Annotated in this window: 24 protein-coding genes and 1 pseudogene; 15 read left to right on the top strand and 10 right to left on the bottom strand. The window is 60.1% G+C overall.

Going from position 1 to position 24,872, the window contains the following annotated elements:
* Positions 1 to 257: 257 nt before the first annotated feature.
* Entirely contained in the window at positions 258 to 539 is a 282-nt protein-coding gene (locus E1J61_RS18405; RefSeq protein WP_133095480.1) for an enoyl-CoA hydratase-related protein, read from the top strand.
* 113 nt (positions 540 to 652) lie between these two features.
* Here the strand turns inward: E1J61_RS18405 and E1J61_RS38870 are convergent, their stop codons facing one another.
* From E1J61_RS38870 to E1J61_RS18390, 4 genes and pseudogenes are all read right to left on the bottom strand, one after another.
* Positions 653 to 952, bottom strand: coding sequence for a MaoC/PaaZ C-terminal domain-containing protein (locus tag E1J61_RS38870; RefSeq protein ID WP_133095490.1), 300 nt, complete (start codon positions 950 to 952; stop codon positions 653 to 655).
* 128 nt (positions 953 to 1,080) lie between these two features.
* A pseudogene (locus tag E1J61_RS38865) lies at positions 1,081 to 1,536 on the bottom strand (hypothetical protein); the annotation flags it as partial.
* Complete coding sequence (locus tag E1J61_RS18395) at positions 1,506 to 2,687, bottom strand: CaiB/BaiF CoA-transferase family protein (RefSeq protein ID WP_133095479.1); 1,182 nt, start codon at positions 2,685 to 2,687, stop codon at positions 1,506 to 1,508. The gene E1J61_RS18395 and the pseudogene E1J61_RS38865, both read right to left, overlap by 31 nt.
* Before the next feature lie 35 nt (positions 2,688 to 2,722).
* Positions 2,723 to 3,919, bottom strand: coding sequence for an acyl-CoA dehydrogenase family protein (locus tag E1J61_RS18390; protein WP_243736918.1), 1,197 nt, complete (start codon positions 3,917 to 3,919; stop codon positions 2,723 to 2,725).
* A 164-nt stretch (positions 3,920 to 4,083) separates the two neighbouring features.
* On the opposite strand from E1J61_RS18390, the gene E1J61_RS18385 reads away from it, so the two are divergent.
* The 14 genes from E1J61_RS18385 (at position 4,084) to E1J61_RS18320 (ending at position 21,305) form a co-directional block, all read left to right on the top strand.
* Positions 4,084 to 5,220 (top strand): CaiB/BaiF CoA-transferase family protein, encoded by a 1,137-nt coding sequence (locus tag E1J61_RS18385; RefSeq protein WP_133095478.1) that lies wholly within the window; start codon positions 4,084 to 4,086, stop codon positions 5,218 to 5,220.
* 37 nt (positions 5,221 to 5,257) lie between these two features.
* A complete protein-coding gene (locus tag E1J61_RS18380; protein WP_133095477.1) occupies positions 5,258 to 6,016 on the top strand; it encodes a crotonase/enoyl-CoA hydratase family protein in 759 nt (252 codons plus the stop codon).
* A complete protein-coding gene (locus tag E1J61_RS18375) occupies positions 6,013 to 7,023 on the top strand; it encodes an NADPH:quinone oxidoreductase family protein (protein WP_133095476.1) in 1,011 nt (336 codons plus the stop codon). The genes E1J61_RS18380 and E1J61_RS18375 overlap by 4 nt, the downstream gene beginning before the upstream one ends.
* 31 nt (positions 7,024 to 7,054) lie before the next feature.
* The gene (locus E1J61_RS18370; protein ID WP_133095475.1) at positions 7,055 to 8,020 is read left to right on the top strand and encodes a tripartite tricarboxylate transporter substrate binding protein; all 966 of its coding nucleotides are present in this window, start codon (positions 7,055 to 7,057) and stop codon (positions 8,018 to 8,020) included.
* A 130-nt stretch (positions 8,021 to 8,150) separates the two neighbouring features.
* Positions 8,151 to 8,783, top strand: coding sequence for a TetR/AcrR family transcriptional regulator (locus E1J61_RS18365; protein ID WP_133095474.1), 633 nt, complete (start codon positions 8,151 to 8,153; stop codon positions 8,781 to 8,783).
* 1,172 nt (positions 8,784 to 9,955) lie between these two features.
* Positions 9,956 to 10,774: an oxepin-CoA hydrolase, alternative type gene (locus E1J61_RS18360; protein WP_133095473.1), complete on the top strand. Its 819-nt coding sequence runs from the start codon at positions 9,956 to 9,958 to the stop codon at positions 10,772 to 10,774.
* A gap of 38 nt (positions 10,775 to 10,812) precedes the next feature.
* On the top strand, positions 10,813 to 12,021 hold the full coding sequence (locus E1J61_RS18355; RefSeq protein ID WP_133095472.1) for a CaiB/BaiF CoA-transferase family protein: 1,209 nt from the start codon (positions 10,813 to 10,815) through the stop codon (positions 12,019 to 12,021).
* 37 nt (positions 12,022 to 12,058) lie between these two features.
* Positions 12,059 to 13,054 (top strand): nitronate monooxygenase family protein, encoded by a 996-nt coding sequence (locus E1J61_RS18350; RefSeq protein ID WP_133095471.1) that lies wholly within the window; start codon positions 12,059 to 12,061, stop codon positions 13,052 to 13,054.
* Between the two features lie 155 nt (positions 13,055 to 13,209).
* On the top strand, positions 13,210 to 14,175 hold the full coding sequence (locus E1J61_RS18345; protein WP_133095470.1) for a tripartite tricarboxylate transporter substrate binding protein: 966 nt from the start codon (positions 13,210 to 13,212) through the stop codon (positions 14,173 to 14,175).
* A gap of 126 nt (positions 14,176 to 14,301) precedes the next feature.
* Positions 14,302 to 15,483 carry an acyl-CoA dehydrogenase family protein gene (locus tag E1J61_RS18340; protein ID WP_133095469.1) on the top strand — a complete coding sequence of 394 codons (1,182 nt, stop codon included), beginning with the start codon at positions 14,302 to 14,304 and terminating at the stop codon, positions 15,481 to 15,483.
* Positions 15,484 to 15,534: 51 nt separating this feature from the next.
* Positions 15,535 to 17,664, top strand: a complete 2,130-nt coding sequence (locus E1J61_RS18335; RefSeq protein WP_133095468.1) for a 3-hydroxyacyl-CoA dehydrogenase NAD-binding domain-containing protein — start codon at positions 15,535 to 15,537, stop codon at positions 17,662 to 17,664.
* A gap of 73 nt (positions 17,665 to 17,737) precedes the next feature.
* The gene (locus tag E1J61_RS18330) at positions 17,738 to 18,919 is read left to right on the top strand and encodes an acetyl-CoA C-acyltransferase (protein WP_133095467.1); all 1,182 of its coding nucleotides are present in this window, start codon (positions 17,738 to 17,740) and stop codon (positions 18,917 to 18,919) included.
* A gap of 130 nt (positions 18,920 to 19,049) precedes the next feature.
* The gene (locus E1J61_RS18325; RefSeq protein WP_133095466.1) at positions 19,050 to 20,057 is read left to right on the top strand and encodes a tripartite tricarboxylate transporter substrate binding protein; all 1,008 of its coding nucleotides are present in this window, start codon (positions 19,050 to 19,052) and stop codon (positions 20,055 to 20,057) included.
* 282 nt (positions 20,058 to 20,339) lie between these two features.
* On the top strand, positions 20,340 to 21,305 hold the full coding sequence (locus tag E1J61_RS18320) for a LysR family transcriptional regulator (protein ID WP_133095465.1): 966 nt from the start codon (positions 20,340 to 20,342) through the stop codon (positions 21,303 to 21,305).
* A 176-nt stretch (positions 21,306 to 21,481) separates the two neighbouring features.
* On the opposite strand, the gene E1J61_RS18315 is transcribed toward E1J61_RS18320, so the two are convergent.
* The 6 genes from E1J61_RS18315 to E1J61_RS18300 form a co-directional block, all read right to left on the bottom strand.
* Entirely contained in the window at positions 21,482 to 21,949 is a 468-nt protein-coding gene (locus tag E1J61_RS18315; RefSeq protein WP_133095464.1) for a tautomerase enzyme, read from the bottom strand.
* Positions 21,950 to 22,176: 227 nt separating this feature from the next.
* Positions 22,177 to 22,815: a CaiB/BaiF CoA-transferase family protein gene (locus tag E1J61_RS38650; protein ID WP_256376137.1), complete on the bottom strand. Its 639-nt coding sequence runs from the start codon at positions 22,813 to 22,815 to the stop codon at positions 22,177 to 22,179.
* A 29-nt stretch (positions 22,816 to 22,844) separates the two neighbouring features.
* Positions 22,845 to 23,291: a CoA transferase gene (locus tag E1J61_RS38645; RefSeq protein WP_256376136.1), complete on the bottom strand. Its 447-nt coding sequence runs from the start codon at positions 23,289 to 23,291 to the stop codon at positions 22,845 to 22,847.
* Entirely contained in the window at positions 23,200 to 23,466 is a 267-nt protein-coding gene (locus E1J61_RS38860; RefSeq protein WP_371704375.1) for a CoA transferase, read from the bottom strand. Before E1J61_RS38860 ends, E1J61_RS38645 begins: the two co-directional genes overlap by 92 nt.
* Before the next feature lie 66 nt (positions 23,467 to 23,532).
* Positions 23,533 to 24,039, bottom strand: a complete 507-nt coding sequence (locus E1J61_RS18305) for a VOC family protein (RefSeq protein ID WP_133095463.1) — start codon at positions 24,037 to 24,039, stop codon at positions 23,533 to 23,535.
* 42 nt (positions 24,040 to 24,081) lie between these two features.
* A complete protein-coding gene (locus E1J61_RS18300) occupies positions 24,082 to 24,870 on the bottom strand; it encodes a crotonase/enoyl-CoA hydratase family protein (RefSeq protein WP_133095462.1) in 789 nt (262 codons plus the stop codon).
* Positions 24,871 to 24,872: the final 2 nt, after the last annotated feature.

Genomic DNA, 24,872 nt, shown 5'->3' with positions numbered 1-24,872 from the left:
CCTTCAGCCCTTCAGACAATGGCAGGTCGGTTGCCGCGTAAACCGCCTCGAGAATGAGCCGGTGGACCGGAAGCGTCCCGTCGGTATACGCGGCACGTGGCCGTAGAATCTCCAAAGCTCGCTCCTTCCGCCACCTTGGCGACGAGATTCCCGGTTCGGCGCAACGACTGGCCACCTTGGGCGAGTTCACGTCCAAGGGCTATTGCCTCATTGATGAGCCGGCCATCGTCAACGATCCGGTCTAGCAGGCCCATAGTATGCGACGGGCACTGGTCAACAGCGTTCGCGACGCACAGGGTCGGGGCAAAGTCTGTGCAATCGTGATCTATGGTTGCCGGGATAGATTCTCGGGCGGTGCCGACATACGTGAGTTCAATGGAAGCCAGCAGCGGCCTTTTACTAGCGACGTCGCAGCGCTGGCGGAGTCTGGCGTGAAACCTGTAGTCGCGGCTATCGCGGGCTTTGCGCTAGGCGGCGGTCGCGAACTTGCGTTGGGCGCTCATGCGAGAATAGCGGGCTTCTCTGACGCCATTGCTTAAAGCGTTCACCGGCGGGTTGTTTATCCCAAGCAGAACCACGCCATCCCGTATCTGCGACCGCACTGTATCGAGATTCCCCATCAGTCCACCTTGCTCGAGACGCTCGCTGCACCTTAAAGGAAGCGGGCTATGCCGTCATCGACAACGATCTGTTTTGTGCGTGCAGATCTGCAGCGGAAAAGCGCCACGCCGTTCTCGTGCCAGATTTCCGCTAACAGCGTGTCACCGGGATAGAGAACATCAGCGTATCGTGCTCCGATGCTTCGGAGCGCAGGAAGGCCGCCGGATGCAGTTCGCCCCGTTGCGATTGCGGCGATGCCAAGATTGCACAGGCCATGGAGAATCGGAGCTTCCAGCCCGGCCTCTCGTGCCACATCAGAATCGGCATGCAACGGGTTGAGGTCGCCGGACAGCCGGTAGAGAAGCGCCTAGTTGAGGCGGGTCTTCCACTCATACCCATAGTCCGCCTGTCACTGCGGAAGCCCGGGTGGTGTCTACGTATTGGAGGGTCACCACCGAAGCCTCCATTGCCACGTGCAAGTGCCCGAGCACGGATGGTACCAATTTCATGGCCACTGTCATCGTCCAACACGACACGTTTCCAATGAATGATCGCGCCGCGCCCCGGCCCTCTGTCGAAGACGCCTTCCACCGTCGTCTTCGAGCGCACCCTCCCACGGGAAGACAGCGGCCGAGACAGGCAAATATCGTGTGATAAAGCCACCAGTTGCTCCCAGCGAATGCCGGTCCGCGGATCCCGCATCCAATCCGAGGACGCCGCCAAAACCGCCAACTGAGTTGGGACTGCAACGAGATCCCTTTCGTACACGTATTGCAACTCGGAACGACTCCCCACCTGACGGCCTAAGCCGAGGCCAAGCGCATAGAGTATGCAGTCGCGCACCCCATAATGCTGGTGCTGATCAGATATCTCAAAAGCGACGAGATCTCGTAGTGAGGGAGTGTTCAAGCTTGACCTCCATGCCCACCGTCGCATGCCTTACGCTCGCCCAGAACCTCTTCCGTATGCTGGCCGAGCTGCGGCGGGCCACGATGTATCGCAGCCGGCGTTGCCGACAAATGCATGGCATTTCGTGGCATCAGAAGCTCGCCTTCCGATTCATGTTTGAACACCTGGAAGAAGTCGACGTCGGCCATGTGGGGATCTTCACGAACGTCCGCTAGTTCATTGGCGGGGCCGGCTGGCACATCTGCTGCAGCAAACGCGTCCAACCATTCCGCGCGGGACTTGTCTTGGAGAGCCTCTTCAACGAGCTCGTAGAGATGGGCGACGTTCTCCATTCGTCTTCCGATGGTGATGAAGCGGTCGTCGTTGCACAGGTCGCTGCGGCCGATGAGTTCGAACAGGCGTTGCCATTGCGCATCGGTATTGGCAATGATGCACACTGGTTCGTCGCGAGTCATTAGAGGGCGATGCACCGCACTGAAGACACGCCCGTATCCGATGGGCGCGGGTGTCTCTCCCGGCTCCGGCACGAACACGTGGTCCGCCATATGTTCGAGCAGGTTAAACCACGCCATCGCCTCGAACATGGGTAGCTGGACTTCCTGCCCCTTGCCCGTATGCGCGCGATGCAACAATGCGGTCATGATGGCTGAGTACAAGTAAACACCGCAGAGCTTGTCCGCGAGCAGCATCGGTATGTAACCACTCTGCCCCGTCATCTGACGGTTCAATCCCGGTACTCCGCTCAGACCCTGGATGACGTCGTCGTATGCAGGCCGATCGAAGTAGCGCCCTCCTCTGCCGAAACCCTGTGCCGTGGCGTGGACCAAGCGAGGATTGCGCATGGATAATCTCAAGAAGTCGATCCCGAGCCGTTCAGCGGCGCTACTGCGCATGTTGTGAACGACAATATCGGCTCCGGCGATGAGTGATTGAAGCGAGGCCCTCCCGGCCGGCTCCTTCAGGTCGATCACAACACTGCGTTTGTTCCGATTGAGGTTGAGGAAGAATGAGCCCATCCCAGGGGAGCGCTTCTGGCCGATCCCTCTGGTTGGATCCCCTTCGGGCGCCTCTATCTTGATCACGTCTGCTCCCATGTCGCCAAGCATCTGCGTGGCGACGGGGCCAAGCACGAACGTCGTGATGTCGATTACGCGAATTCCTTCGAGTGCGCCTGCCATGTGGTCTCCTGTAGTTTTCAATCGTCAGTGACTAATCAGGCTTTGTGCGCTTTGATGAGGCCGCCGCCAATGATCAGCTTCTGTACTTCGCTTGCGCCCTCATAGATCCTCAGGGCACGCACGTCGCGATAGAGCGCTTCTACCTCCTCGCCCACCCGGACGCCAGCACCACCCCAAATCTGAACGGCAGCATCCACCACCCGCTGAGCCGACTCGGTAGCCACCAGCTTGGCCATCGCCGCCTCACGAGGAGTGGGGACACCTTGGTCCCGCATCCAAGCTGCGCGGTAGACGAGAAGGGCGGAAGTCTCAACGGCCGTCGCCATGTCGGCGAGTGCGGCCTGGGTGAGTTGCATGTCCGCGAGCACGCCACCGAACATCTCGCGCGACATTGCTCGCTCGATGCCGAGGCGCAGTGCCTTTCGAGCGAATCCCAGCGCCGCAGCCGCCACGGAAGTCCGGAAAATGTCGAGCGTCCGCATCGCAAGCTTGAAACCCTCGCCTTCATTCCCCAGGCGCTTGCGGGCGTCAACGTAGCAATCTCTAAAGCGCAGTCGTGCCAACGGGTGCGGAGACATGACATCGATACGTTCCGCAATTTCGAGCCCTGGGTTGTCCGCGTCGACGATGAATGCCGATATGCCGGACGAACGGCTTGTACCTGGCTCACGAGCGAACACGGCATAGAAATCCGCGATACCACCGTTCGAAATCCACATCTTTTCGCCGTTCAGCACATAGCCTCCCTGGTAACGCCTAGCTTCACAGCACATGCCACCAACGTCGGAGCCGGCGTTAGGCTCCGAAAGGGCGAACGCCGCAATGCGTTTGCCCTTGGCCACGTCATCCAGATAACCAGCCTTTTGGTCGTCAGAGCCAGCCAAGGAGATGGCTCCCGAGCCCAGGCCTTGCATCGCGAAACTGAAGTCCGCGAGCGGACTTGCCTGGGCCAGCAACTCGCGCGCCAAACACAATGAGCGCGAGTCAATACGGGCGTTCTCGGAGCTATCGAGGCGTGGCACGCTGTAGGCGAGAATCCCCGCTTCCCCGAGGCTACTGATCAGAGATCTGCAGTGTTGATCAATATCGTTATTTGCCTTAGGTGACGAGAGGGACACAAATGACGACTCTGTCCATGCAACGATCTGGTCCGCGGCTCCGCGGTGGCTGGTCTCGAAGAATGGAAGAGTAAGGTGGTCTAAGGCTTGGCGTGATGGGTTCATCGTGTGCATCTGGCTTGTCTAAAGGCGAGCATCCGAAGTGTCGAGGCCGAACGCCGACGTTGCGATTCGGGACTTGACCGAAAACATACTACTGCGTAGCATTATTTTCAAGCTCAGATGTTTGCCCTGAACCGGGCAGCCAGGAGACAACGAGATTTCATATGGAGACACCCATGGCATTGCCTTTGGAAGGAATTCTTGTAGTAGCTGTAGAGCAAGCCGCCGCGGCACCTTATGCGTCGTCTCGGCTTGCCGATGCCGGGGCTCGCGTGATCAAGATCGAGCGTGCCGAAGGAGACTTCGCCCGCGGCTATGATTCGGCGGTCAACGGCGACAGCACGTATTTCGTGTGGCTGAACCGAGGCAAGGAATCAATCGTTCTCGACTTTGCTAACCCTGACGATGCAGCGCTGCTGCAGTGCATGATCGGCCAGGCAGACGTGCTTATCCAGAACCTCGGCCCTGGGGCGGCAAAGCGTGCGGGCTTCGGATGGGAGGAAATGCGGGCTCGTCATCCGCGTTTGATCACATGTGACATCACTGGCTACGGGGAACAGGGGCCCTATGCCGGCATGCGGGCTTACGATCTGCTCGTTCAAGCGGAGAGCGGTATCGCCTCGGTCACCGGCACGCCAGACGCGCCGGGAAGAATTGGCATTTCCGCGTGTGATGTTGCAACCGGCATGTATGCCCACGCGGCCATCCTCGAAGCCCTGCTGCAACGGGAGCGCACGGGAACCGGCAGCGCAATCCACGTCTCGCTGTTCGATGCGATGAGCGACTGGATGACTGTACCGCTGCTGCATTACGAATACGCTGGAATGATCTGGCCTCGCGTCGGCCTTTCGCATCCGACCATCGCACCCTACGGCGCGTTCCCGGTGGGTGGCGCGGTGGGCGCCGAGGAAACGGTGCTTATTGGCGTCCAAAACGATGGCGAATGGAAGAGATTTGCCAACGACGTGTTGGATCGGCCCGACCTGATCCAGAAGCAGGAGTTCAATACGAACCTGGCGCGGGTAGAGCATCGCGCCGAGCTGGACAGGGAAATTGCCGCGACGCTGGCGACAATGACGAAGGAAGAGGTCATTGCCGCGTTGCAAACATCGCGCATCGCGTTCGCTTCCGTCAACGACGTCACCCAACTGTCAACCCACCCCCAACTGCGCCGTACCACCGTTCCGACGGCGCATGGCGAAGCCAAACTGGTTGCGCCCCCAGCTATCTTCCGTGGTCACGAGCGCAAACTCGGCAAAGTACCGGGTCTTGGCCAACACAGCAGCGCTATTCGCAACGAGTTCGCGAAGTGAGTTCTTTCTGATTTGAAATCTATTCGGGATCGAAGCTATGAGCGAAAAAATCCTCGTTGAGAAAAACAACGCCGTCACAACGATCATCATCAACCGTGCGACGGTGCGAAATGCACTCGACCGCGAGGCGACCGCGGCTCTCGGAGTCGCGCTTCGTGCTTTTGAAAACGACGAAGAGGCGAAAGTTGCGGTGCTGTACGGTACCGGCGGCGCGTTCTGCGCCGGCGCCGACTTGAAAGAACTCGCGGGTGGCGTCGAGTATGACGCCTGGGCCGGAGCTGATGGACCTCTGTCCAAGCCGGCGAGGAAGCCTGTCATTGCTGCCGTTGCGGGCCACGCGTGTGCGGGCGGACTGGGCCTGGCACTGTGGTGTGACATTCGCATCGCAGAAGAATCCGCATCGTTCGCCGTCCTGTCACGGCGATGGGGGGTGCCGATGAGCGATGGCACAACTGTCCGACTGCCCCGGTTGATCGGCACCAGCCAAGCCTTGGACATGCTGCTCACTGCGCGCATGGTTTCCGCCCCGGAAGCGCTGCAGATAGGGCTGGCAACACGGGTAGTACCTGATGGCACTGTACGGTCAGCGGCAGAGAGTCTGGCTGCAACCATGGCCGCGTTCCCGCAGATCGCGATGAACTCGGATCGAGAATCCCTGTACCGGCAAGAAGGCGTAACTATGCAGGATGCCTTGATGCTCGAAGCGGAGCTGGCCGAGCGTGCTAAGCGAGTCGAAGCCAAGGCTGGCGCCGCCCGATTCGCCGATGGAATGGGTCGCCACGGAGCCGTGGCATGAAAGCCGTCGTCTGTCGTCAGTTTGGCCTGGACCAAACAGAGCTCGCGGAGATCGATTCCCCCAGCATGCGACCAAACGGCGTCCGCATTCGGGTGCATTCCGCCGGGGTAAGTTTCGCTAACTTGCTTGTACTGGAAGGCAAACACCAAAACCGTTGGGAACCCCCATTCACGCCCGGAACCGAAGTTGCTGGCGTTGTTCTGGAATGCGGCGAGGCCACCTCCCTTTTCAAGCCTGGCGATCGTGTGGTAGCGGGCGTTCGCATCGGCGGCTTCGCTGAGGAAGTCGTCGTGCCAGAGTCGACGGTGTTCGCCTTGCCGGACGCCGTCGACTACGACGCGGCTGTGCAATTCCCGACGATTTATGCCACAGCATACGGCGCTCTTAAATGGCGGGCGAATCTGGCTGATGGCGAGACTCTGCTCGTACATGGCGCTGCCGGAGGCAGCGGGCTTGCTGCAATTGAAATCGGCAAAATGCTCGGTGCGCGCGTCATTGCTACGGCGGGCGACGCCGCGAAGCTCGACGCCGCACAACGCCACGGTGCCGATATTACTATCAACTACCGAGACGAAAACTTTCGGGACGTAGTCCTGCGCGAGACTTCGCAGCGGGGCGCTGATGTCATCTTTGATCCAGTAGGCGGGGACACTTTCAACGAGTCGCTGCGTTGCATTGCACCGGACGGACGCATCATTCCGATGGGCTTCGCTGGCGGCACGATTCCGCAGATACCGGCCAACCTCGTGCTGGTCAAGAACGTCACGGTAATTGGGATCTATTGGGGCTACTACATGGGGTGGGGAAAACAAGCCCCGCCACCGACCATGGCCGACCAGGTACGTAAAGCGTTCAAAGAGATGCTGGAATGGGCGGCGGCAGGAAAGCTTCGCCCCGAAACCTATGCGTCCTTTCCGCTCGAACGTTTCAGAGACGCATTGAGCGCGATTACAGAGCGAAAGGTCATCGGCAGAGTCGCGCTGCACCCAACGCCAATTCCGGACTAGAACTAAGACCGCTATTTAAGAGGAGAGAGACATGAAGCATTATGTAGCACTGATGGCATTGCTCGGTATTGCACTGGCGCCACTAGCCGCTTGCGCTCAGAGTGGGTATCCAGAAAGACCCATAAAGCTAGTAGTCCCCTACCCCCCGGGATCGGGCACGGACACGGTTGCACGATATGCGGCGAAGCGGATGGAGACGGCGCTCGGCAAGCCGGTAGTCATTGAAAACAAGCCCGGCGGCAATGCGATCATCGCGGCGCAGACCGTCATCAATGCCCCCGCAGATGGTTACACGTTGCTTTGGGCCGCCAATGGCCCAGTCACTACAAACGTTGCCTTTTACGATAAGCTGCCCTACAACCCGCTGACGGATCTCGAACCTGTAGCCCGTCTGGCGTACTCCCCCATGGGGGTGTATGTGCCGGCCGCCTCCCCCTACAAGACTGCGGCAGAACTGTTTGCCGACGCGAAGAAGAAGGCGGGCAAGCTGAACTATGGCAGCGGAAGCGCGACCTACAATATTGCGACCGAATGGCTGATGTCCCTTGTCGGCGCCAAGGCGAACGCCATCTCGTACAAGGGAAGCAGCCCGACCCTGACTGACCTCGCAGGCAATCAGGTGGACTTCGCCATCGCGGAGTACAGCGCCGGGCTTCCCTTGGTCAAAGGCGGAAAAATCCGAATGCTGGCCCTAACGTCCGACCGCCGCATGAAATCTGCGCCGGAAATCCCTACCCTGCAAGAACTTGGCTATAAGGAGTACTTTCAGGTGGCATGGTGGGGCATCTTCGCGCCCAAGGGCACGCCGAAGTCCATCGTTTCCCGCCTAGAGGGGACGCTTCTGACAGTATTCAAGGACGCCGAGACAGCCCAATATCTCGAGCAGAATAACTTCAGTGCCTTTACCGGAACGGCGGAGCAGCTACGGGCCTTCCAGAAGGCCGAGATAGACCGGGAGTCGAAGCTGGTCAATCGCTTCAATCTGCCGAAGCAATAGTGGGCGAGACGTCGTACGTGCAGCTTGCGACACACGAAATCTGATATCGTTGCACGCCTCGATGGACGTCGTCGACCACCCAGCGTGAGGACGACGTCAACTCCGACAATAGCCAAACACATCAACAGTTATGGGGCGCAAACGTCAGATTGGAACGCCAGAAGGCGATGAAAAGCAACTAGCCATACTTGATGCGGCTGCATCGATATTCATGAAGCTTGGCTTCGCCGCCACGTCCCTCGATGACATCAGTGACAGCTATGGTGCCACCAAGGGGATCATCTACTATCACTTCCGCAGCAAGACAATCCTTTTCTTCGCGGTCCAGCGCCGCGCCATGGAGTTGACCCGTGCTGCCATCGAGCCGGCCGCCATGTCGGAAGCACCGGCGCTCCAGCGGCTTGAGTCCATGGCTTTCGCCCATTCCCTTCTAATGATGGAGCACCTGGATTATCTTCGGGTTGCCGCGCAAGGTTTGGAATTACAACTGGGCGGACGGACAACGGAAGAGGAGCGCGCTGAGATCAAGCGCATTACGGCCCTTCGCGACAGCAATGAGCGCCTGTACCTTCAGGTACTCGAGGAAGGCGTGACAAATGGTGAATTGCGGGACATGGATGTCAGGATCGTGGTCAAGGCACTGCTTGGCGCATTGAACTGGACATCCCGCTGGTATCAACCCAGAAAGTCCGAGACACGAAAAGATCGTGAAGCCATCGCTGCCGAAATCGCACGGTACGCTGTCAACGGGCTGAACCGCTAACAGACGACGTATTGGTTATCATTTTGCGCCGGACCGCCATAGTCAGGCGCTTCAGCTGCCTTTCAACCTGGCTTGCCGGGCCTTGCAACAGTAGATGCCGCGGGCCGATTTTGGTCTGCACGCCAACGGTGGTCTGACGGGCCGTCGGAAAACGGACGTACCCGGCGCGCGCAGGATAGTTCGCCTCAATCCGTTGGCGTGCCCGTCTCGCCTTGCATCGCGTAGCGATGCTACCGTGCTTCGCGATATCAGACGCACTGGCTCCACTGCTAATCGCGGAGGAGGCGTCAGTCCCTAGTCTAGCCTTCTCACGGCGCTTCCTTCTGCCTCTTCTGCCCGACATCGCTCCGACGCCTGGCCCCGTGGAGTCCGCGCTACCGCTCCGGCATGAGGTTGGCTCCAGAATCGGCTTTCCGGCTTGGCAGCAAACCAGATATGGGCTCAACACAATCGTCCGGCCTGTCCCCCGTGACTTTCGTTCGCCGGTGAACCGCCGCCTCTCGGAACCCATCTCTTGGGACCCATCTCTTGGCTACCGTGGCCAGCGCCACGATAGCGACGGTCGCCTCAACAAGGCGCCCCAATGGCATGTGTGAGAGCGACTCCCCCTTGTCTATGCCTTGACGACCGCACCTATTTACCGATCAGCAGACTTAGACGTCCCATGACCGACGCCTGATCAAAGCCAGTCGCATAGCAGTTCTTAACCTCTGATGTTGAACTGAATTTGACATCGTGTAGAACGCCAATGGCGTTGGCAGGGAAGAGTCTTGCTCAGACAATTGGCACATAACACAGGCCGCTCGTTTGGCGATGACTTGGAGACACGATGCAGAGCCCCAGCCTCATTCTTCCCGGACTTCAAAGCCTGCTCTTTGCCGTCAGGCAGGACTAGCGATTCCTGTATATCTGTCGGAAGTGACAGCGCCAAGGCCACGGCAACAAGCAATGGCCATAACCTATTTCATGAAGATCAGCAACCGCGCATTCGCTACTCACGGCGAACTTGCGCGTGCCGGCGGGATGGACAACCAACTAGGTCCACACATATTCCGTCTGGCCTCGCTGTGGATTTGTCGGCCACTCACTGCCATCTTTTCCGCCATATGAGTGGAAATGAGCGGCAACCAACAGCGAATCCGATCCAACGCTACCTCATCACGGAGACAGCCATGACAGTTACCCCTTCTATTCTGACGCACAGGGAGGGGCCGGTGTTGGTGCTGACCAACAACAACCCGGCCGCGCGCAATGCCCTCACACCCGCCTTCTTCGAAGCGCTGCCCGTTGCACTTGCTGACGCCGAAGCCGATCCCAGTATTGGCGCGGTGGTACTGACCGGTGCAGACGGGACATTTTGCTCGGGTGGAGATCTCAGCCAGCTTGCCAAGCGACGGGAAATGTCGGTGGGTGAGCGACGCGTGGCCATGGAGCGCTTGCACGTCCTGATCCGCGCCATCCGGTCATGCAGCAAGCCGGTGATTGCGGCTGTCGAAGGGGCTGCGGCCGGCGCGGGGTTGTCCATCGCACTGGCTTGCGACCTGCTCGTCGCAGCACGTAACGCATCGTTCTCTGTCGCCTATGTCAAGGTCGGCCTCACACCGGATGGCGGTGCCACCGCCTTCCTGGCTGAGCTCGTGTCGCGTCAGCTATTGACCGAACTCTGCCTGACCGGAGCACGGGTGACCGGCGAGCGCATGCATAGCCTTGGCGTCGTCAATCGGCTCACAGATCTGGGACAGGCCCTCCCCGAAGCCACCTTGCTGGCAACAAGCATTGCAGCGGGGCCGCAAAGGGCCATGGGACGAATCAAGATGCTGTGCCGACAGGCCAATGAAGTTTCCCTCGACCAGCAACTCGAATGCGAAGCCACATTCATGGTGGCATCGCTGGGCGATGAGGAAGCAGCCGAGGGAATTTCCGCATTCCTTGCGAAGCGGGCGCCGGACTTCATCTCCTTGCGCCACCCGTCGGATGCCTCAGCCAGCTGAAACGCCCCAATACACGTCCCTTACACGGTTCGAACCTTATGCCCGACACCAATCCCCACCTACCATTGGCAGGCATCCGCGTCCTCGATTTGTCACGTATCCTCGCAGGCCCCACCTGTGCGATGGTGCTTGGCGACCTCGGCGCGGAGGTTATCAAGGTGGAGCACCCGCAACGCGGCGATGACACCCGGGACTGGGGCCTGGCTGTCGGATCGACGCAAACGGCATATTTCAACAGCGTCAATCGAAACAAGCAGTCTGTCACCGTGGACTTGCAGTCAGAGCAAGGGCGTCGGATCGCCCGCGACCTGATCCGGCAATCCGACGTGGTTATCCAGAACTTCAAGTTCGGCGGCGCCGAGAAGCTTGGCCTCGGTTACGAAGCCCTGCGCGCTGAGCAGCCAGATCTGATCTACTGTTCGATTTCGGGCTATGACCGTACTGGGTCCGAGGCGGCCCGGCCAGGCTATGATCTGGTGGTCCAGGGGGAGGCCGGCTTGATGGCTCTCAATGGCGAAGCCGACCAGCCCCCCCTGAAGTTTGGCGTAGCCGCCGTCGATCTCTTTACCGGCATGTACGCTGCACAAGGTGTGCTCGCCGCGCTGGTCGAGCGCAATCGCACCGGGAAGGGGCGACACATCGAAATGGCGCTCTTCGATTGTGGGCTGATGCTGACGGCCTACTATGGCCTGGAGGCACTGGTCAGCGGCACCGATCCCGCGCGATGCGGCAATGCGCACCCTTCCATTGTTCCCTATGGCGTATTTGACGCCGAAGATGGGCCGCTGGTGATTACCGTCGGCAACAACAGCCAGTTTGCCCGGTTCTGCCAGGACGTCATCCAGCGCCCAGACCTGGCGGCGGACGAACGCTTTGGCACGAACATCAACCGTTCGGCGAACCGCCATGACCTCCTGCCAGAAATTCGCCACGAACTCGGCAAGAGAAAACGACAGGACCTGCTTGAGCGGTTGCACCAGGCCAATATTCCCTGCGGCGAAGTGTCAACCCTGCTGGGCGCGTTGACCTCTGCGCGCGCTCGCGAAGCCGGCCTTGTGACAATGCAGCCCCATGCCGAGGCTGGTAGCACCCCGGTCTTGACGCCGCCTTATCGCTTTGACGGGGAACGTATGCCGATCCGCCGTCCCCCGCCCGCCCTCGGAGATGCCACGGCGCACGTACTACAAACGCTGCTCAACATCGCACCGCCGCAACTTGAGGAACTCAGAGCCTCTGGCGTCATTTGATTTGGGCTGCCAAGCCCGTCCCACCAGGAAGCACAGCATGAATACCTCAATCTACCGTTCCGCCATCACCGAGCTCTTCGGTATCCGGTTGCCTATCGTTGCCGGCGGCCTGATGTGGCTAGCCAATGCAGAGTATGTCGCCGCAGCATCGCGGGCGGGCATCATCGGCTTTATCACGGCCGCGAGCCTTCCGGACCTAGACGCACTGCGCGATGAAATCCGCCGGTGCCGCGAGCTTTGCGATGGAGGTCCCTTCGGCGTCAACGTCTCGATGCTGCCCAAGCTGGTGACCGGCGAAAAAACCCAGGAAGTTTTCGAGTTGATTGTCAGCGAAGGCGTGAGGTTTGTTGAGACTTCCGGGCGTAGTCCGGAAGATTTCTTGCCGCTTCTCAAACGTGCCGGCGTGAAGGTTCTGCACAAGGTCGCTTCAGTACGGCATGCGGTCAAGGCTGCCGAACTCGGCGTCGATGCTGTGTCGATTGTCGGCGCGGAATGTGGAGGGCACCCAGGGCTCGACATGGTTGGCTCGTTTGTCAATGCCGCGTGGGCCGAGGGTCAACTGGCGGTGCCCTACCTCATCGGAGGTGGGATCGGGCATGGTTCTCAAATTGCAGCAGCCCTGGCCATGGGCGCGTCAGGCGTCGCAATTGGTACGCGCTTCCTTGTTGCCGACGAGATCTGGGCTCATCCGAACTACAAGCAACGTCTGATCGCCGCGCAACCGGTCGATACCGACCTGTGCATGCAGTCCGTGCGCAATACGGTGCGCGCCCTGCGCAACGACACCACCGCGGCAGTCAAGGCGATGGAGGCGGCGAACCCTCAGGTGTCGATCCAGGAGCTGATGCCCTTGGTGGCCGGTAAGATCGGGCGCAATGCCTATGTCACCGGGGACTGGAACAACGGCATCTTGTCCGCGGGACATTCGCTTGCCTTCGTTGACCGCCAGGAGCCGCTGGGTGCGATCATCCAGCGCCTGTCGGCCGAAATGGAGCAGGCAATCGCTCGCATTACGGACCCGGCTCTGCGCTGAGCGTACCTTCCGAGCGGGGAATCCTTGTCGAGATACCGAATCCTGACTGCGTTCCGGTAGCCACTCAATCGCTGCCCCGATTCCCAGGGCGCTCATCGCCCTTCTCTCCGCGCTTCCTGACATATCAATTCCCGCGTCTACCAAGGAGCAATCGTATGAAAAAGACAGCGTTGACTGCCGTCCTGCTGAGCGCCGTGACAGCCTGGGCCCAGCCCGATGAACTGCCGGCACGCCCCATCAATATCGTCGTTGGCTATGCCGCCGGCGGCTCGTCCGATACCGTAGCTCGCATTGTTGGCAAGGCGTTAGCCGAGCGCATTGGACGCCCCGTGGTCGTGACCAACAAGCCTGGCGCTTCCGGCACGACCGCCGCGGCAGAGGTAGGTCGAGCGAAGCCTGACAGCAACACCTTCCTGCTGTTCACCACTCCCATGCTGCTCGCCAAGCACGTCTACAAGGACATACGCCTTGACGTTATCACTGAGCTGACACCCGTTTCGATGATCTACGACCTGCCCAATGTACTGGCGGTCAGCAGCGTCCATTCACCCGGCATCAAGAATCTGCAGGACCTTATCGACCACGCCCGCAAGCGGCCAGGCGGACTGAACTTCGGCAGCGGCGGCACAGGCAGCATCGGCCAGCTGGCGATAGAAGATCTCAAGAGCAGGAAGAAATTCAACGCCCAGCATATCGGCTACAAGGGCGGGGCGCCGGCAGTCGTCGATCTTCTCGGCGGCCAGATCGACATGGTCAACGCCGATATGGTCGCAGTCTTGCCCCATATCCGCAGCGGGAAGCTGCATGCGGTCGCCATAGGTTCGGCACAGCGAGTCAGCATCCTGCCCAATACCCCCACGCTTGCCGAGCAAGGGGTGCCGGGCTTTACCAGCGTCGCATGGGGTGCGCTGTTGGCCCCCAAGGACACACCACCTCAAATCGTGGCGCGCCTGGACAAGGAACTCCGGGAGGTCCTGAAGAGCGACGCCATCAGGACTCAGCTACTCAATACAGGCGCAATCGTTGCCTATGGCGGACCTGCCGAGACGGCACGACGGCTGCGCGATGACGATCAGCGCTGGGGCAAGGTGGCCCGCACGGCAGGCGTTACAGCTGAATGATCCATTGCTTTGCAGGCAACGACGAATACGGCTGGCGGAGCCTCTTGGCGTGCGCGCTGGCCTCCGTTTACGCGCGTTATGGCGCGCGTAACACGATCAACAAACAAATAGGAAGCGGTGATAGCTATGTCTGACACAGGTGTGGATGCGGAATCGTTTGAACTTATTCTTGGCTCTGTACGCCGGTTCGTGCGTGAGCGGCTGATGCCGCTCGAGCGCCACGTAGAAGAGCACGACAGCGTGCCGCCAGAGCTGCTTCAGGAGATGAAAGACCTTGGACTGTTCGGGCTGTCCATTCCGGAGACATACGGCGGACTTGGTCTCACCATGGCACAGGAATGTCGCGTGGCCTACGAGATCGGCCAGACGTCCCTAGCGTTCCGCTCGGTATTTGGCACCAACATTGGCATCGGTTCGCAAGGCATCCTGATGGACGGCACCGAGGCGCAGAAGCAAAGCATTTTGCCGCGGGTGGCGAGCGGCGAATTGCTGATGGCATTTGCGCTGACCGAACCGGATGCCGGTACCGATGCCGCCGCACTGAAGACCCAGGCAGTGGCGGACGGCGACCACTATGTGCTGACCGGTACCAAACGCTTTATCTCCAACGCGCCGTTCGCAGGAGCCTTCACCCTGATGGCGCGCACGGGCGGTAGCGGCAGCGACGGCGTTACCGCGTTCATTGTGCCGGCTGACGCACCGGGCCTGTCGCTCGGCAAGCCTGACAAGAAGATGGGGCAGCGCGGTACCAAGACCTGCGATGTCATCCTGGAAGGCGTGCGGGTTCCGGCAGCCAATATCATCGGCGGCCAGCCCGGACGCGGCTTCAAGACTGCGATGAAGGTGCTCAACCGCGCGCGATTACATCTGGCTGCCGTTGGCTGTGGTATGGCCAAGCGTGCACTCGACGAGTCGCTGACTTATGCGCGAGAACGGAAGCAATTTGGCCAGCCAATCGGTGAGTTCCAATTGGTACAGGCCATGCTTGCAGACGGCCAGGCCGAGCTACTGGCGGCATGGGCGCTCGTCAAGGAATGTGCCGCACAGTTCGATGCACTGCCGCCTGGCAGTGCGGATCCTACCCTACGCGTGCTTACATCGAGCGCCAAGATGTTCGCGACGGAAATGGCCGGTCGGGTGGCAGACCGTGGCGTGCAAATCCACGGTGGCTCCGGCTACATCAATGAGTTTGCAATTGAGCGCCTCTATCGCGATGTTCGTCTGCTGCGCCTGTACGAAGGGACAACGCAAATCCAGCAGGTCATCATCGGCCGGACGCTGCTTAAGGAAATTGATGCCGTGGGCTAAACCAACGGCCTCGTCTCACTTCGACTACTGATTTCCCTGCCCCGGAACGCAATGACAACAACCTTACCTTGCCCGCCACTTCCCGTGGTTCACACCACGCGGCACGGCGCAATCCTCTGCATCACGGTAGACAACCCGCCAGTCAACGCGCTCTCTACCGCAGTACGGCGCGGCTTGTTCGAAGCCGTGCAAAGGGCCGACGCCGACGACCAGGTTGCCGCAGTTCTGATCGTAGGTGAGGGTGCAAACTTCATCGCTGGCGCGGATATCCGGGAGTTCGGGCAGGCACCGCAACTTCCGTCGCTGCCCGAAGTGTGCAACCGCATCGAAGACTGCGGCAAGCCCGTGGTCACCGTGCTGCGCGGCGCCGCGCTCGGCGGCGGCTTGGAAGTCGCGCTGGCTGCTCACTATCGCGTGGTCCTTAGGGACGCCAAACTGGGACTACCCGAGGTCAACCTCGGCCTGTTGCCCGGCGCCGGTGGCACACAGCGTGCGCCCAGAATCATGGGCGTGAAAGCTGCGGCGGAACTGATGCTAAGCGGCAAGCATCTCTCTTCGAAAGCCGCTCTGGCCGCAGGCCTTGTGGACCATCTGGCAGAAGGCGAGGATGCCGTTCAAGCCGGCCTCGCCTACGTCAATGCGTTGCTGAATACGAAGGCACACGTACGTCGCTCCCGCAAGCGCTCCATCGATGATCCCGCTGCAGCCCTCGCTGAACTCGACTTGCTGGCTGCCGAGACCGCCAGCAAGTCGCGTGGCCTGCTTTCCCCGCTCAAGATTGTTGAGTGCGTGCGCGCTGCTGTGGAATCGTCATTTGACGAGGGTCTGGCGAAAGAGCGGGCACTCTTCCTCGAGTGTCTGGATAGCCCTCAGCGTGCCGGTCTTGTTCATGCCTTCTTCGCTGAACGCGAGGTCACCAAAGTCCCCGAAGCCAATGCCTGCAGTCCGCGCCCTGTTGCCAAGCTCGCGGTCATCGGTGGCGGGACCATGGGTGCAGGGATCACTGTGGCAGCGCTGGAAGCAGGTCTGCCGGTCGTTATGGTCGAACGCGATCCTGAATCCATTGCTCGCGGCCAGGCGAATGTCGAAAAGGTCTTTAACGGCCAAATTGCAAAGGGCCGCCTGACAGAAGAGGGCAAGGCGAGCATCCTGGCACGCTATACGCCGAGCACCAGCTACGAGTCCATTGCGGACGCAGACCTTGTCATTGAGGCGGTATTTGAGGATATCGAGATCAAGAAAGCCGTATTCAAGAAGCTTGATCGCGTTTGCAAGCCAGGCGCGGTGTTGGCTACCAACACTTCGTATCTGGACATCGACGCCATTGCCGGGGCCATTGGTCGGCCACAGGACGTGGTCGGCCTGCACTTCTTTAGCCCTGCCAACATCATGAAGCTACTGGAGATCGTCGTGCCCGCCCAAGTGTCGGCGGATGTGGTCGCGACGGCATTCGCACTGGCCAGGAAGATGAAGAAGACGCCCGTACGCGCTGGTGTATGCGACGGCTTCATTGGAAATCGGATCCTTGCCGTATACCGCCAGGCCGCCGAGTACATGCTTGAAGACGGCGCATCGCCTTATGAGATCGATGAGGCCGTGCGCGGCTTTGGCTATCCCATGGGACCGTTCCAGATGTCGGACCTCGCAGGCGGCGATATCGGCTGGGCGACACGCAAGCGCCGCGCGGCCACCCGCGATCCGCGGGCGCGCTACGTACACGTGGCCGACCGCATCTGCGAGCGCGGCTGGTTCGGGCAGAAGACTGGTCGCGGATGGTATCTGTATCCGCAAGGCGCCCGCTCCGGACAGGCTGACCCCGAGGTGCTGGCCATCGTAGACGAAGAACGCAGGAAAGCAGGCGTCACGCCGCGGCCGTTCAACGCTGACGAAATCATGCGGCGCTACATGGCGGCAATGGTCAATGAGGGTGCCAAGGTTGTCGAGGAAGGCATCGCCTTGCGGCCCCTCGACGTGGATGTGACGTTCCTGTGTGGCTATGGCTTCCCGCGACATCGGGGTGGACCAATGAAGTATGCCGACACGGTGGGACTGCCAATTGTCCTTGCTGACATCCGCAATTTTGCAGAGGAAGACCCACTGTTCTGGAAGCCGGCCCCTCTGTTGGAAAAGCTGGTTGCCGAAGGCAAGGACTTCGCCAGCCTGAATCGTACCGGCGAATGAATATCGTCGATCTCGCGCCCTGCCCTTTCAAGGCGCGGCGCCACCCAATCTGTCTGTATCAAGGAGATACCCAATGCGCCAGGCCGTTATTGTTTCAACTGCTCGTACGCCGCTGACCAAGTCGCATCGCGGCGAATTTAACATCACCCCGGGCCCGACGCTGGCCGGCTACGCCGTGCGGGCCGCGGTCGAGCGCTCGGGCCTTGATCCCGCCCGCATCGAGGACGCCGTGCTCGGCTGCGGTTATCCCGAAGGTACCACCGGCCGGAATATCGCACGACAGTCCGTCATCAGGTCCCAGTTGCCGCTCTCCATTGGCGGCACCACGGTCAACCGCTTTTGCGCTTCCGGCCTACAAGCCGTCGCGATTGCTGCAGGGCGCATCGTTGTCGACGGGGCGCCGGCAATGATCGCAGGCGGTGTCGAGAGCATTTCCGGTATTCGCACACGGGACGACGGCAAGAGCGGTCTGGATCCGTGGATCGTTGAACACAAGCCTCAGCTGTACATGGAGATGATCGACACCGCCGACGTGGTGGCGCAGCGGTACGGGATCAGCCGGGAAGAACAGGACCGCTTTTCGGTCGACAGTCAACGCAAGACCGCCGAGGCGCAGAAGGCTGGCCGGTATGCAGAAGAAATTGTCTCCGTGACCACGACCATGTCTCTGACCGACAAGGAGAGCGGCCATGTCAGCCTGCGTGAGGTGACGGTCGACCATGACACCTGCAATCGTCCTGGCACCACGTACGAGTCGCTGGCCAAGCTGGCACCGGTGAAAGGAATGGAGAAGTTCGTCACCGCCGGCAATGCTTCGCAGCTTTCCGATGGTGCCAGCGCTTGCGTGCTGATGGAGGCGAAGGAAGCCGAACGCCTGGGCCTGCAGCCGCTCGGTGCCTTCCGTGGGCTGGCCGTGGCCGGCTGTGAGCCCGACGAGATGGGCATCGGCCCGGTCTTCGCGGTACCTAAGCTGCTAGAACGCTTTGGCCTCAAAGCCGAGGACATCGACCTGTGGGAACTTAACGAGGCCTTCGCGTCCCAGGCCGTCTACTGCCAGCAGAAGCTTGGCATTCCGACAGAGCGCCTGAACGTGAATGGTGGCGCCATTTCGATCGGACACCCATTTGGCATGACGGGTGCCCGTCTGGCAGGGCACATCCTGCTGGAGGGCCGCCGGCGCAAGGCCAAATGGGGCGTCGTGACCATGTGCATCGCCGGTGGCATGGGTGCGGCAGGCCTCTTTGAAATCTTCTGAAGGCCGCCCAGAAGCCTGACTTCAGCTCAGCCAAGCGCTGCCGCTAGCCAGAAGAGTTGCCGGGGGATCCCCGGCGGCTCCTGCATAAGCCTTGACCTTGGGCCTACCTGACATAACAACGGAGACACTCGTGAGCCCTTCCAAATCTGCGCGACGTGCCTGGCTTGCCCATATCGGCGCCATCAGTACCGCGTTGCTGCTTGCGCCGTGGACTCGCGCCCAGGCCAGCGGATCATGGCCTGACAAACCAATTCGATTCGTCGTACCCATTGCGGCCGGCGGCGCCACAGATAGTGTGGCCCGCCTGATCGGCGAGCAGCTAGGGGGCCGTCTCGGCCAACCTATAGTTGTGGAAAATCGCGCGAGCGCAGGCGGGATTGTCGGTACCGATATGGTGGCGAAAGCTACCCCGGACGGACAGACGATCCTGTTCTCGCTCAGTGCGCCGATACTGACCAACCAGTTCCTGTATCGGAACCTGCCCTACAGTACGCAGCGAGACCTGGTCCTGGTATCGCGCGTTGCAGACGCGCCGCTCGTACTTGTCGTGCATTCGAGCTTGCCTGTCAAGACAGTACCCGAGTTGCTTGCCTACATGAAGCAGAACAAGGGCAAACTGGCCTACGGCTCCTACGGCACTGGATCGGTCGCGCATCTCAGCGGCGCCTACCTCGACAAAAGCCAGAACGCGAACATGGTGCATGCCCCCTACAAAGGCGAGACGGCAATGCTCCAGGACCTCGTTGGTGGCCGCATCCAGCTCGCCTTCGCCAGTGCGCCGGGTGCCAAGCCATATGCCGATGGAGGCAGGCTACGTATCATTGCCGTCACCGGCGAACAACGCATGGACGTCCTGCCGTCTATTCCGACGATGGCCGAGCAAGGTCTTAAAGACGAGGCTTATCGCATTGTCGGCTTCATGGCCGTGGCGGTGCCGGCAAGGACGCCGGTTGCCGTCGTGGAGCGACTGGCCCAGGAGGTCATTAGCATCTGCCGCAAGCCCCAGATCCGTGAACGCATCGTCGCAATGGGATTCCGGCCGGTGGGCAACACGCCGGAAGCATTCGCTGCGTCTTACAAACGCGAACTCGCGACATGGGAGATGTTAGTAAAAGTCTCGGGCGCACAGGCTGAATGAGCCTGCGAGGTCCTTTCGGCAGCCCCTCTGACGTGCTGCATAGCGCACTTATATCGCGCAGCCAGACTCCAGCCCATATGGAGCCGCAATACCCGGTATAAAAAACTTGTCTTCGACAGCCCTCACCGGTTTGCTGGATAGTTCGGTCACCGTGCGCCCTTTTCCGCCAGTTGTCTGACCGTGTAGCGAGCCTCGACCTTTGCTTCGAGCCACTTACACCATAGACAACATAGCCAGCCAAACGCGCTGGAGCGCCCCACCACGCCGGAAGCCATACGTTAAATGAACCTGAACCTTATCGGATTGTTTGTGGAGATCGTCGAGTGCGGCAACCTCAGCGCGGCCGCACGCAAGCTCAATGTCACGCGATCCAATGTGAGCCATCAGCTTAAGGCACTGGAACAGGAAACGGGTGCCCTGCTGCTGCAGCGATCCCCTCGTGGGCTGGCGCTGACTGAAGCCGGACAGATGCTGTATCAATACGGGCAACGCATGCTTGGTGACTTGGGCACGACTCGCGCTTGCATCGACAGCCTGGGCCAGACGCTTAGGGGTCATATGCGCATCAGCGTTCCTACTGGGTTCGGACGATTCTTTGCCGCGCCACTCTTGATGGAGTTCGCGCGTGCACACCCAGGCATCACACTCTCGGTGACATTCGACAACGAGATTCAGGACCTGATCGCCGCCCAGATAGATGTGGCACTCCGCATAGCCAGGAACCCACCTCTGGACAACATCGCTAGGGAGGTCTTCTCCATTGATCTGATGCTGTTCGCCTCTGCCGATTACCTTGAGCGGCACGGCCCTGTCAACGACCCTAGCGAACTTGAAACGAGAACCCTGATTGCCAGGCCATATCCTGGCCGCCGAGTCCCGCTACGCCTGGTCCACCACAGCAAGCCGAAGGAAGACTACACCCTTACCCTGCAGCCCGCACTTGAGTCTGCCGACTTTCCGTTTCTTGCTGATGCGGTCTGCCAGGGATTGGGGATCGGACTGCTTCCCGCCTATGTATCTCACTGCCCCAGCTACCACGCTTTGCGGCCCATACTGCCGGACTATCGCATTCAGACCGATCCCCAATCGCTATACATCATGACGTTGCCTAGCCGCTACCCTTCCCCAGCGACACGAACACTGGTTGAGTTCCTGCGCGAGCGCATTGGCTTGCTGATCCGTGGGCCGCAAGATGCTGTGTCGACACGACACCACAATCGGCGTACCGAAGCAGACCGCCCGTCATAGGCTGAATGAGAACATCCACAAGGGACGCTGCGACACATGAAGATGCACGTCCCATCGCGATGAACTAGATGGCATATCACGGGATCGTTGAAGGGAAGCCCGGATCGGCACACCACCAGAGGGCACCATCTCATGCTCTCCAACGGGACAAGGCGGCGACCGTCTGCATTTGAGGATCACAGCAACGCCGCGCGAATCTCGGCGACGCGCTCCGGGGTGAAGACACTCGACTCGAGAAGGTCTGTGATGCGAAGGACGTTGCCGCGAGATCCCCAGCTACCGTCCTCGATGACCCGAAAGTTGACCCACCATGCCGGGGCAGGCACCGGCATGCCGCCTGCTGTGGCCAAGGCAGCAAGGATTCCTTCGATAACTCTCGTTCGGACAGGCTGGGGCCATGCTGCGTCCATGACGGCGACGTCTACTGTGAGGATGTCTTGCGGAGCTTCCGCCAGCAACCTGCCACCAATCGCCATACATCCGGCTTCCAGTTCAACAAAGTGCACCCGAAAGCCGACACGTGCCGCAGCGGCTGGTTGCCCGACCTCGGGAATGAGAACGGCATCCGTCAGCGTCTTAGCCAAGTGCTGGCGCTGCTCGAGGTCGAACCTGCCCCTCGGCGCAGTTACGCTGATGATTGTCATGCAAAGATCGTCCAGGTTATTCGAATCAGATGGTCAGTACCGCTACGGTAACGGGCATTGAATCGCCATCCGCGCTGACATGCCAGCTTATTGCTGCAGAATCATTGGAGTAGAGTGCTCCATGGCGGACTGGCATTGGAATCGAGTACATCACGGCGCAGAAATCGGAACCCTGGGCTGCAAGACTCAGACGGTCTCGGAAGCCGTGCCAAAAAGCGCAGTACATCCTATTGACCTGCTACCGCAATGGCCCCTTTCCGCAGCAATGCTTCGATCTGGGAGTCAGCCAATCCTGCCCATTCCCGCAGAACTTCGCGTGTATGCTGGGCCAACATCGGTGGCGCCCTGTACGTCACCTCGTAGCTGGACATGTTTAGAGCACTGCGCAGAATCGGTAACGTTCTCTCTTTACCCTGAGGCACTTCGATGACCATTTTTCGATGCCGGACCTGAGGATCCTCGAAGGTGGCCTGCATGTCATTAATCGATGTGCAGGGCACTCCCGCGCCCTGCAGACTTTCACGCCAATGCGCGCTGCTTTGCACGCGGAAAGCGGGCTCGATTAACGCATGCAGTTGGCTACGCTGCTTGACCCGCGCGGCATTGGTAGCGAACTCCGCCCGCTCGCGAAGCGGCCCGACACCCAGAACTGAGCATAGGCTGTCGAATTGGCGATCATTTCCGGCGGCGACGACCAGCCAGCCGTCGGAACTCTGAACGACACCCGAAGGGGCAGCGATGGGATTGTTGTTGCCGTTTCGCGTTGGCACTCCCAGCCCCATCAAGTACCCTTGCGCCAAATGGACATTGAAGGCCACGCTGGCGTCGAGCATGGCAGCGTCAATGAATTGACCTCTCCCGGTGATGCCTCGCTGAATGAGAGCGCCCAGAACCGCTACAGTCGCTTGATATCCGGTTTCAGATCTGTCACGGGAATCGCGGTGCGTATGGGCGTAGCCCCTGGCACTCCATCCGGCAAGCCACAGGTGCTCATCATCCCCGCCATTGCCTGCATGATGAAGTCATAGGCTGGCTGCGAAGCATAAGGGCCATCCTGACCGAAGCCAGTCACCGAACAATGGATCAGGCGAGGATTGCTCTCAGACAAGCGGCTCCATCCCAGTCCGAGACGCTCCATGCCACCCGCCTTGAAGTTCTCCACAAGCACGTCGCAGCTCCGCACTAGGTGAAGCACCAGTTCCTTGCCTTCCTTGTGCGCCAGATCCACTGCGATGGACCGTTTGTTGCGATTACAAGCCAAGTAGAAGTCTGAATTTCGACCCTGCGAGCCCGGTCGTGCCGTCGTCAGGGGCAACTCCCAGCTGACGCGCATCGTCACCATGGCCCAGGGCCTCGATCTTCACCACGTCAGCTCCCAGGTCCCCAATCATCTGCGCTGTCCAAGGACCGGCAAGTACCCGGCTCATGTCTAGCACTTTTACACCCTGCAGTGGCGCGGGTCCCCGCCCGCGTTCATCTGATGAACGCGAGGTGTCTGTCCATGCCGTGGTCTCCATATCGATTCTCCTGTTGGTGCTTCACGGACGTCAGGTGGAAGCGGATCCACCTTCCTCGAAATAAGGTCATTGGTCTGCCCGGTCCGCAAGCGCTTCCAATCCGTAGTAGCGCAACACCGTCGGATCACGTCCGATACCGGGTTCAAAAAGCTCCCACAGCACGCCATCCGGCGCCTCGAGCATGAGGTAACTGCTCCCGTCCGCCTTGCGGATCGGATTTCGAAGCTCGACGCCGTCAGTTTTCATCCGCTCGTACAAATCCTCTAGACCAACGACCTGCATCCCGAGGTGGTGGATGGCATTGCGCCCGTGCTCACGAGGCCCCTGTGAGTAGAAATGCAGGGCGCCAATGCCGATGCGCATGAACACGTTGCGCGAGCCACCATAGGAACCATCCCACATTACCTTGCCATCAAACCACTTCTGATAGAAGGCCACGGTTGCATCGATGTCGGAGGCAAAGAGGTGCGCATGGTGCATGTGAAACCGCGCTTCGGAACCATACGGAAAACGATCGGCGGGGAAGTGAACTTTCGCGGCACCGTGCGGCCGCTGTGCATTGTCTTTGCTCATTCTGTGTGTCTCCTTTGCGCAAATGTTCGCGATCTCGGTCCCTCAGCGACCTTCAAAGACGGCCTCGCGCCGCTCCATGAAAGACTTGATGCCTTCCTTGAAATCTTCCGAACCCAGCACGGTGCGACGAATCTCCGGTATGGCTTCGATCGCAGCCTTCTCCGCTGCTTCCAGGAATTTCATTGACGCGATCTTGGTCGCCCTCAGCCCCAAAGGAGCGCACTTGCAGATCTGCTGCGCCAGTTCCAGCGCCCGCTCGCGGTGCTTGCCGTATGGATGTACTTCTTGCACGAATCCCAGCTCCAACGCGCGCTGCGCGGTAAACTCCTCGCACAGAAACAGGTGGTACATCGCGTTGCCCCAGCCGGTGCGCGTTAGGTACCGGAAGTGCGCGCCGCCAAAAGGCGCGATGCCTCGCTTTGCCTCGACCTGGCCAAAGCGGGCGGTGTCCGCCGCGATCACGATGTCACTGGCGAGCATCATTTCGATACCAGCCGTGTAAGTGATGCCTTGCACCACAAAAATCACCGGCTTCGTGCACCGTCGCTTCAGGCCAAACGGATCGACCTGCCCCTCTGGAATCGGCTTTGCCGTGGCCGTCGGACCGAAGAACTTGGGCATGTCGAGGCCCGCCGTGGTGTGTTCACCTGCCGGATCAATGACCAGGACCCAGAGATCATCGTCCTGCTCGAACTCGGTCAGAAGCGACGAATACTGCTGCATCATTTCCGGCGTCAGCGCATTCTTCTTGGCAGCGTTATCGATCGTAATGACGCCGATATGGCCATCGCGGCTCATGCGCACTTCAGGCGCCCTTGTAGATTCACTCATTT

Origin of the sequence: Cupriavidus sp. L7L (assembly GCF_004353535.1) — a bacterium.
Lineage (GTDB): Bacteria > Pseudomonadota > Gammaproteobacteria > Burkholderiales > Burkholderiaceae > Cupriavidus > Cupriavidus oxalaticus_A.
The sequence above is the reverse complement of the archived record's forward strand: the minus strand, read 5'-3'. Positions and strand labels throughout refer to the sequence as shown.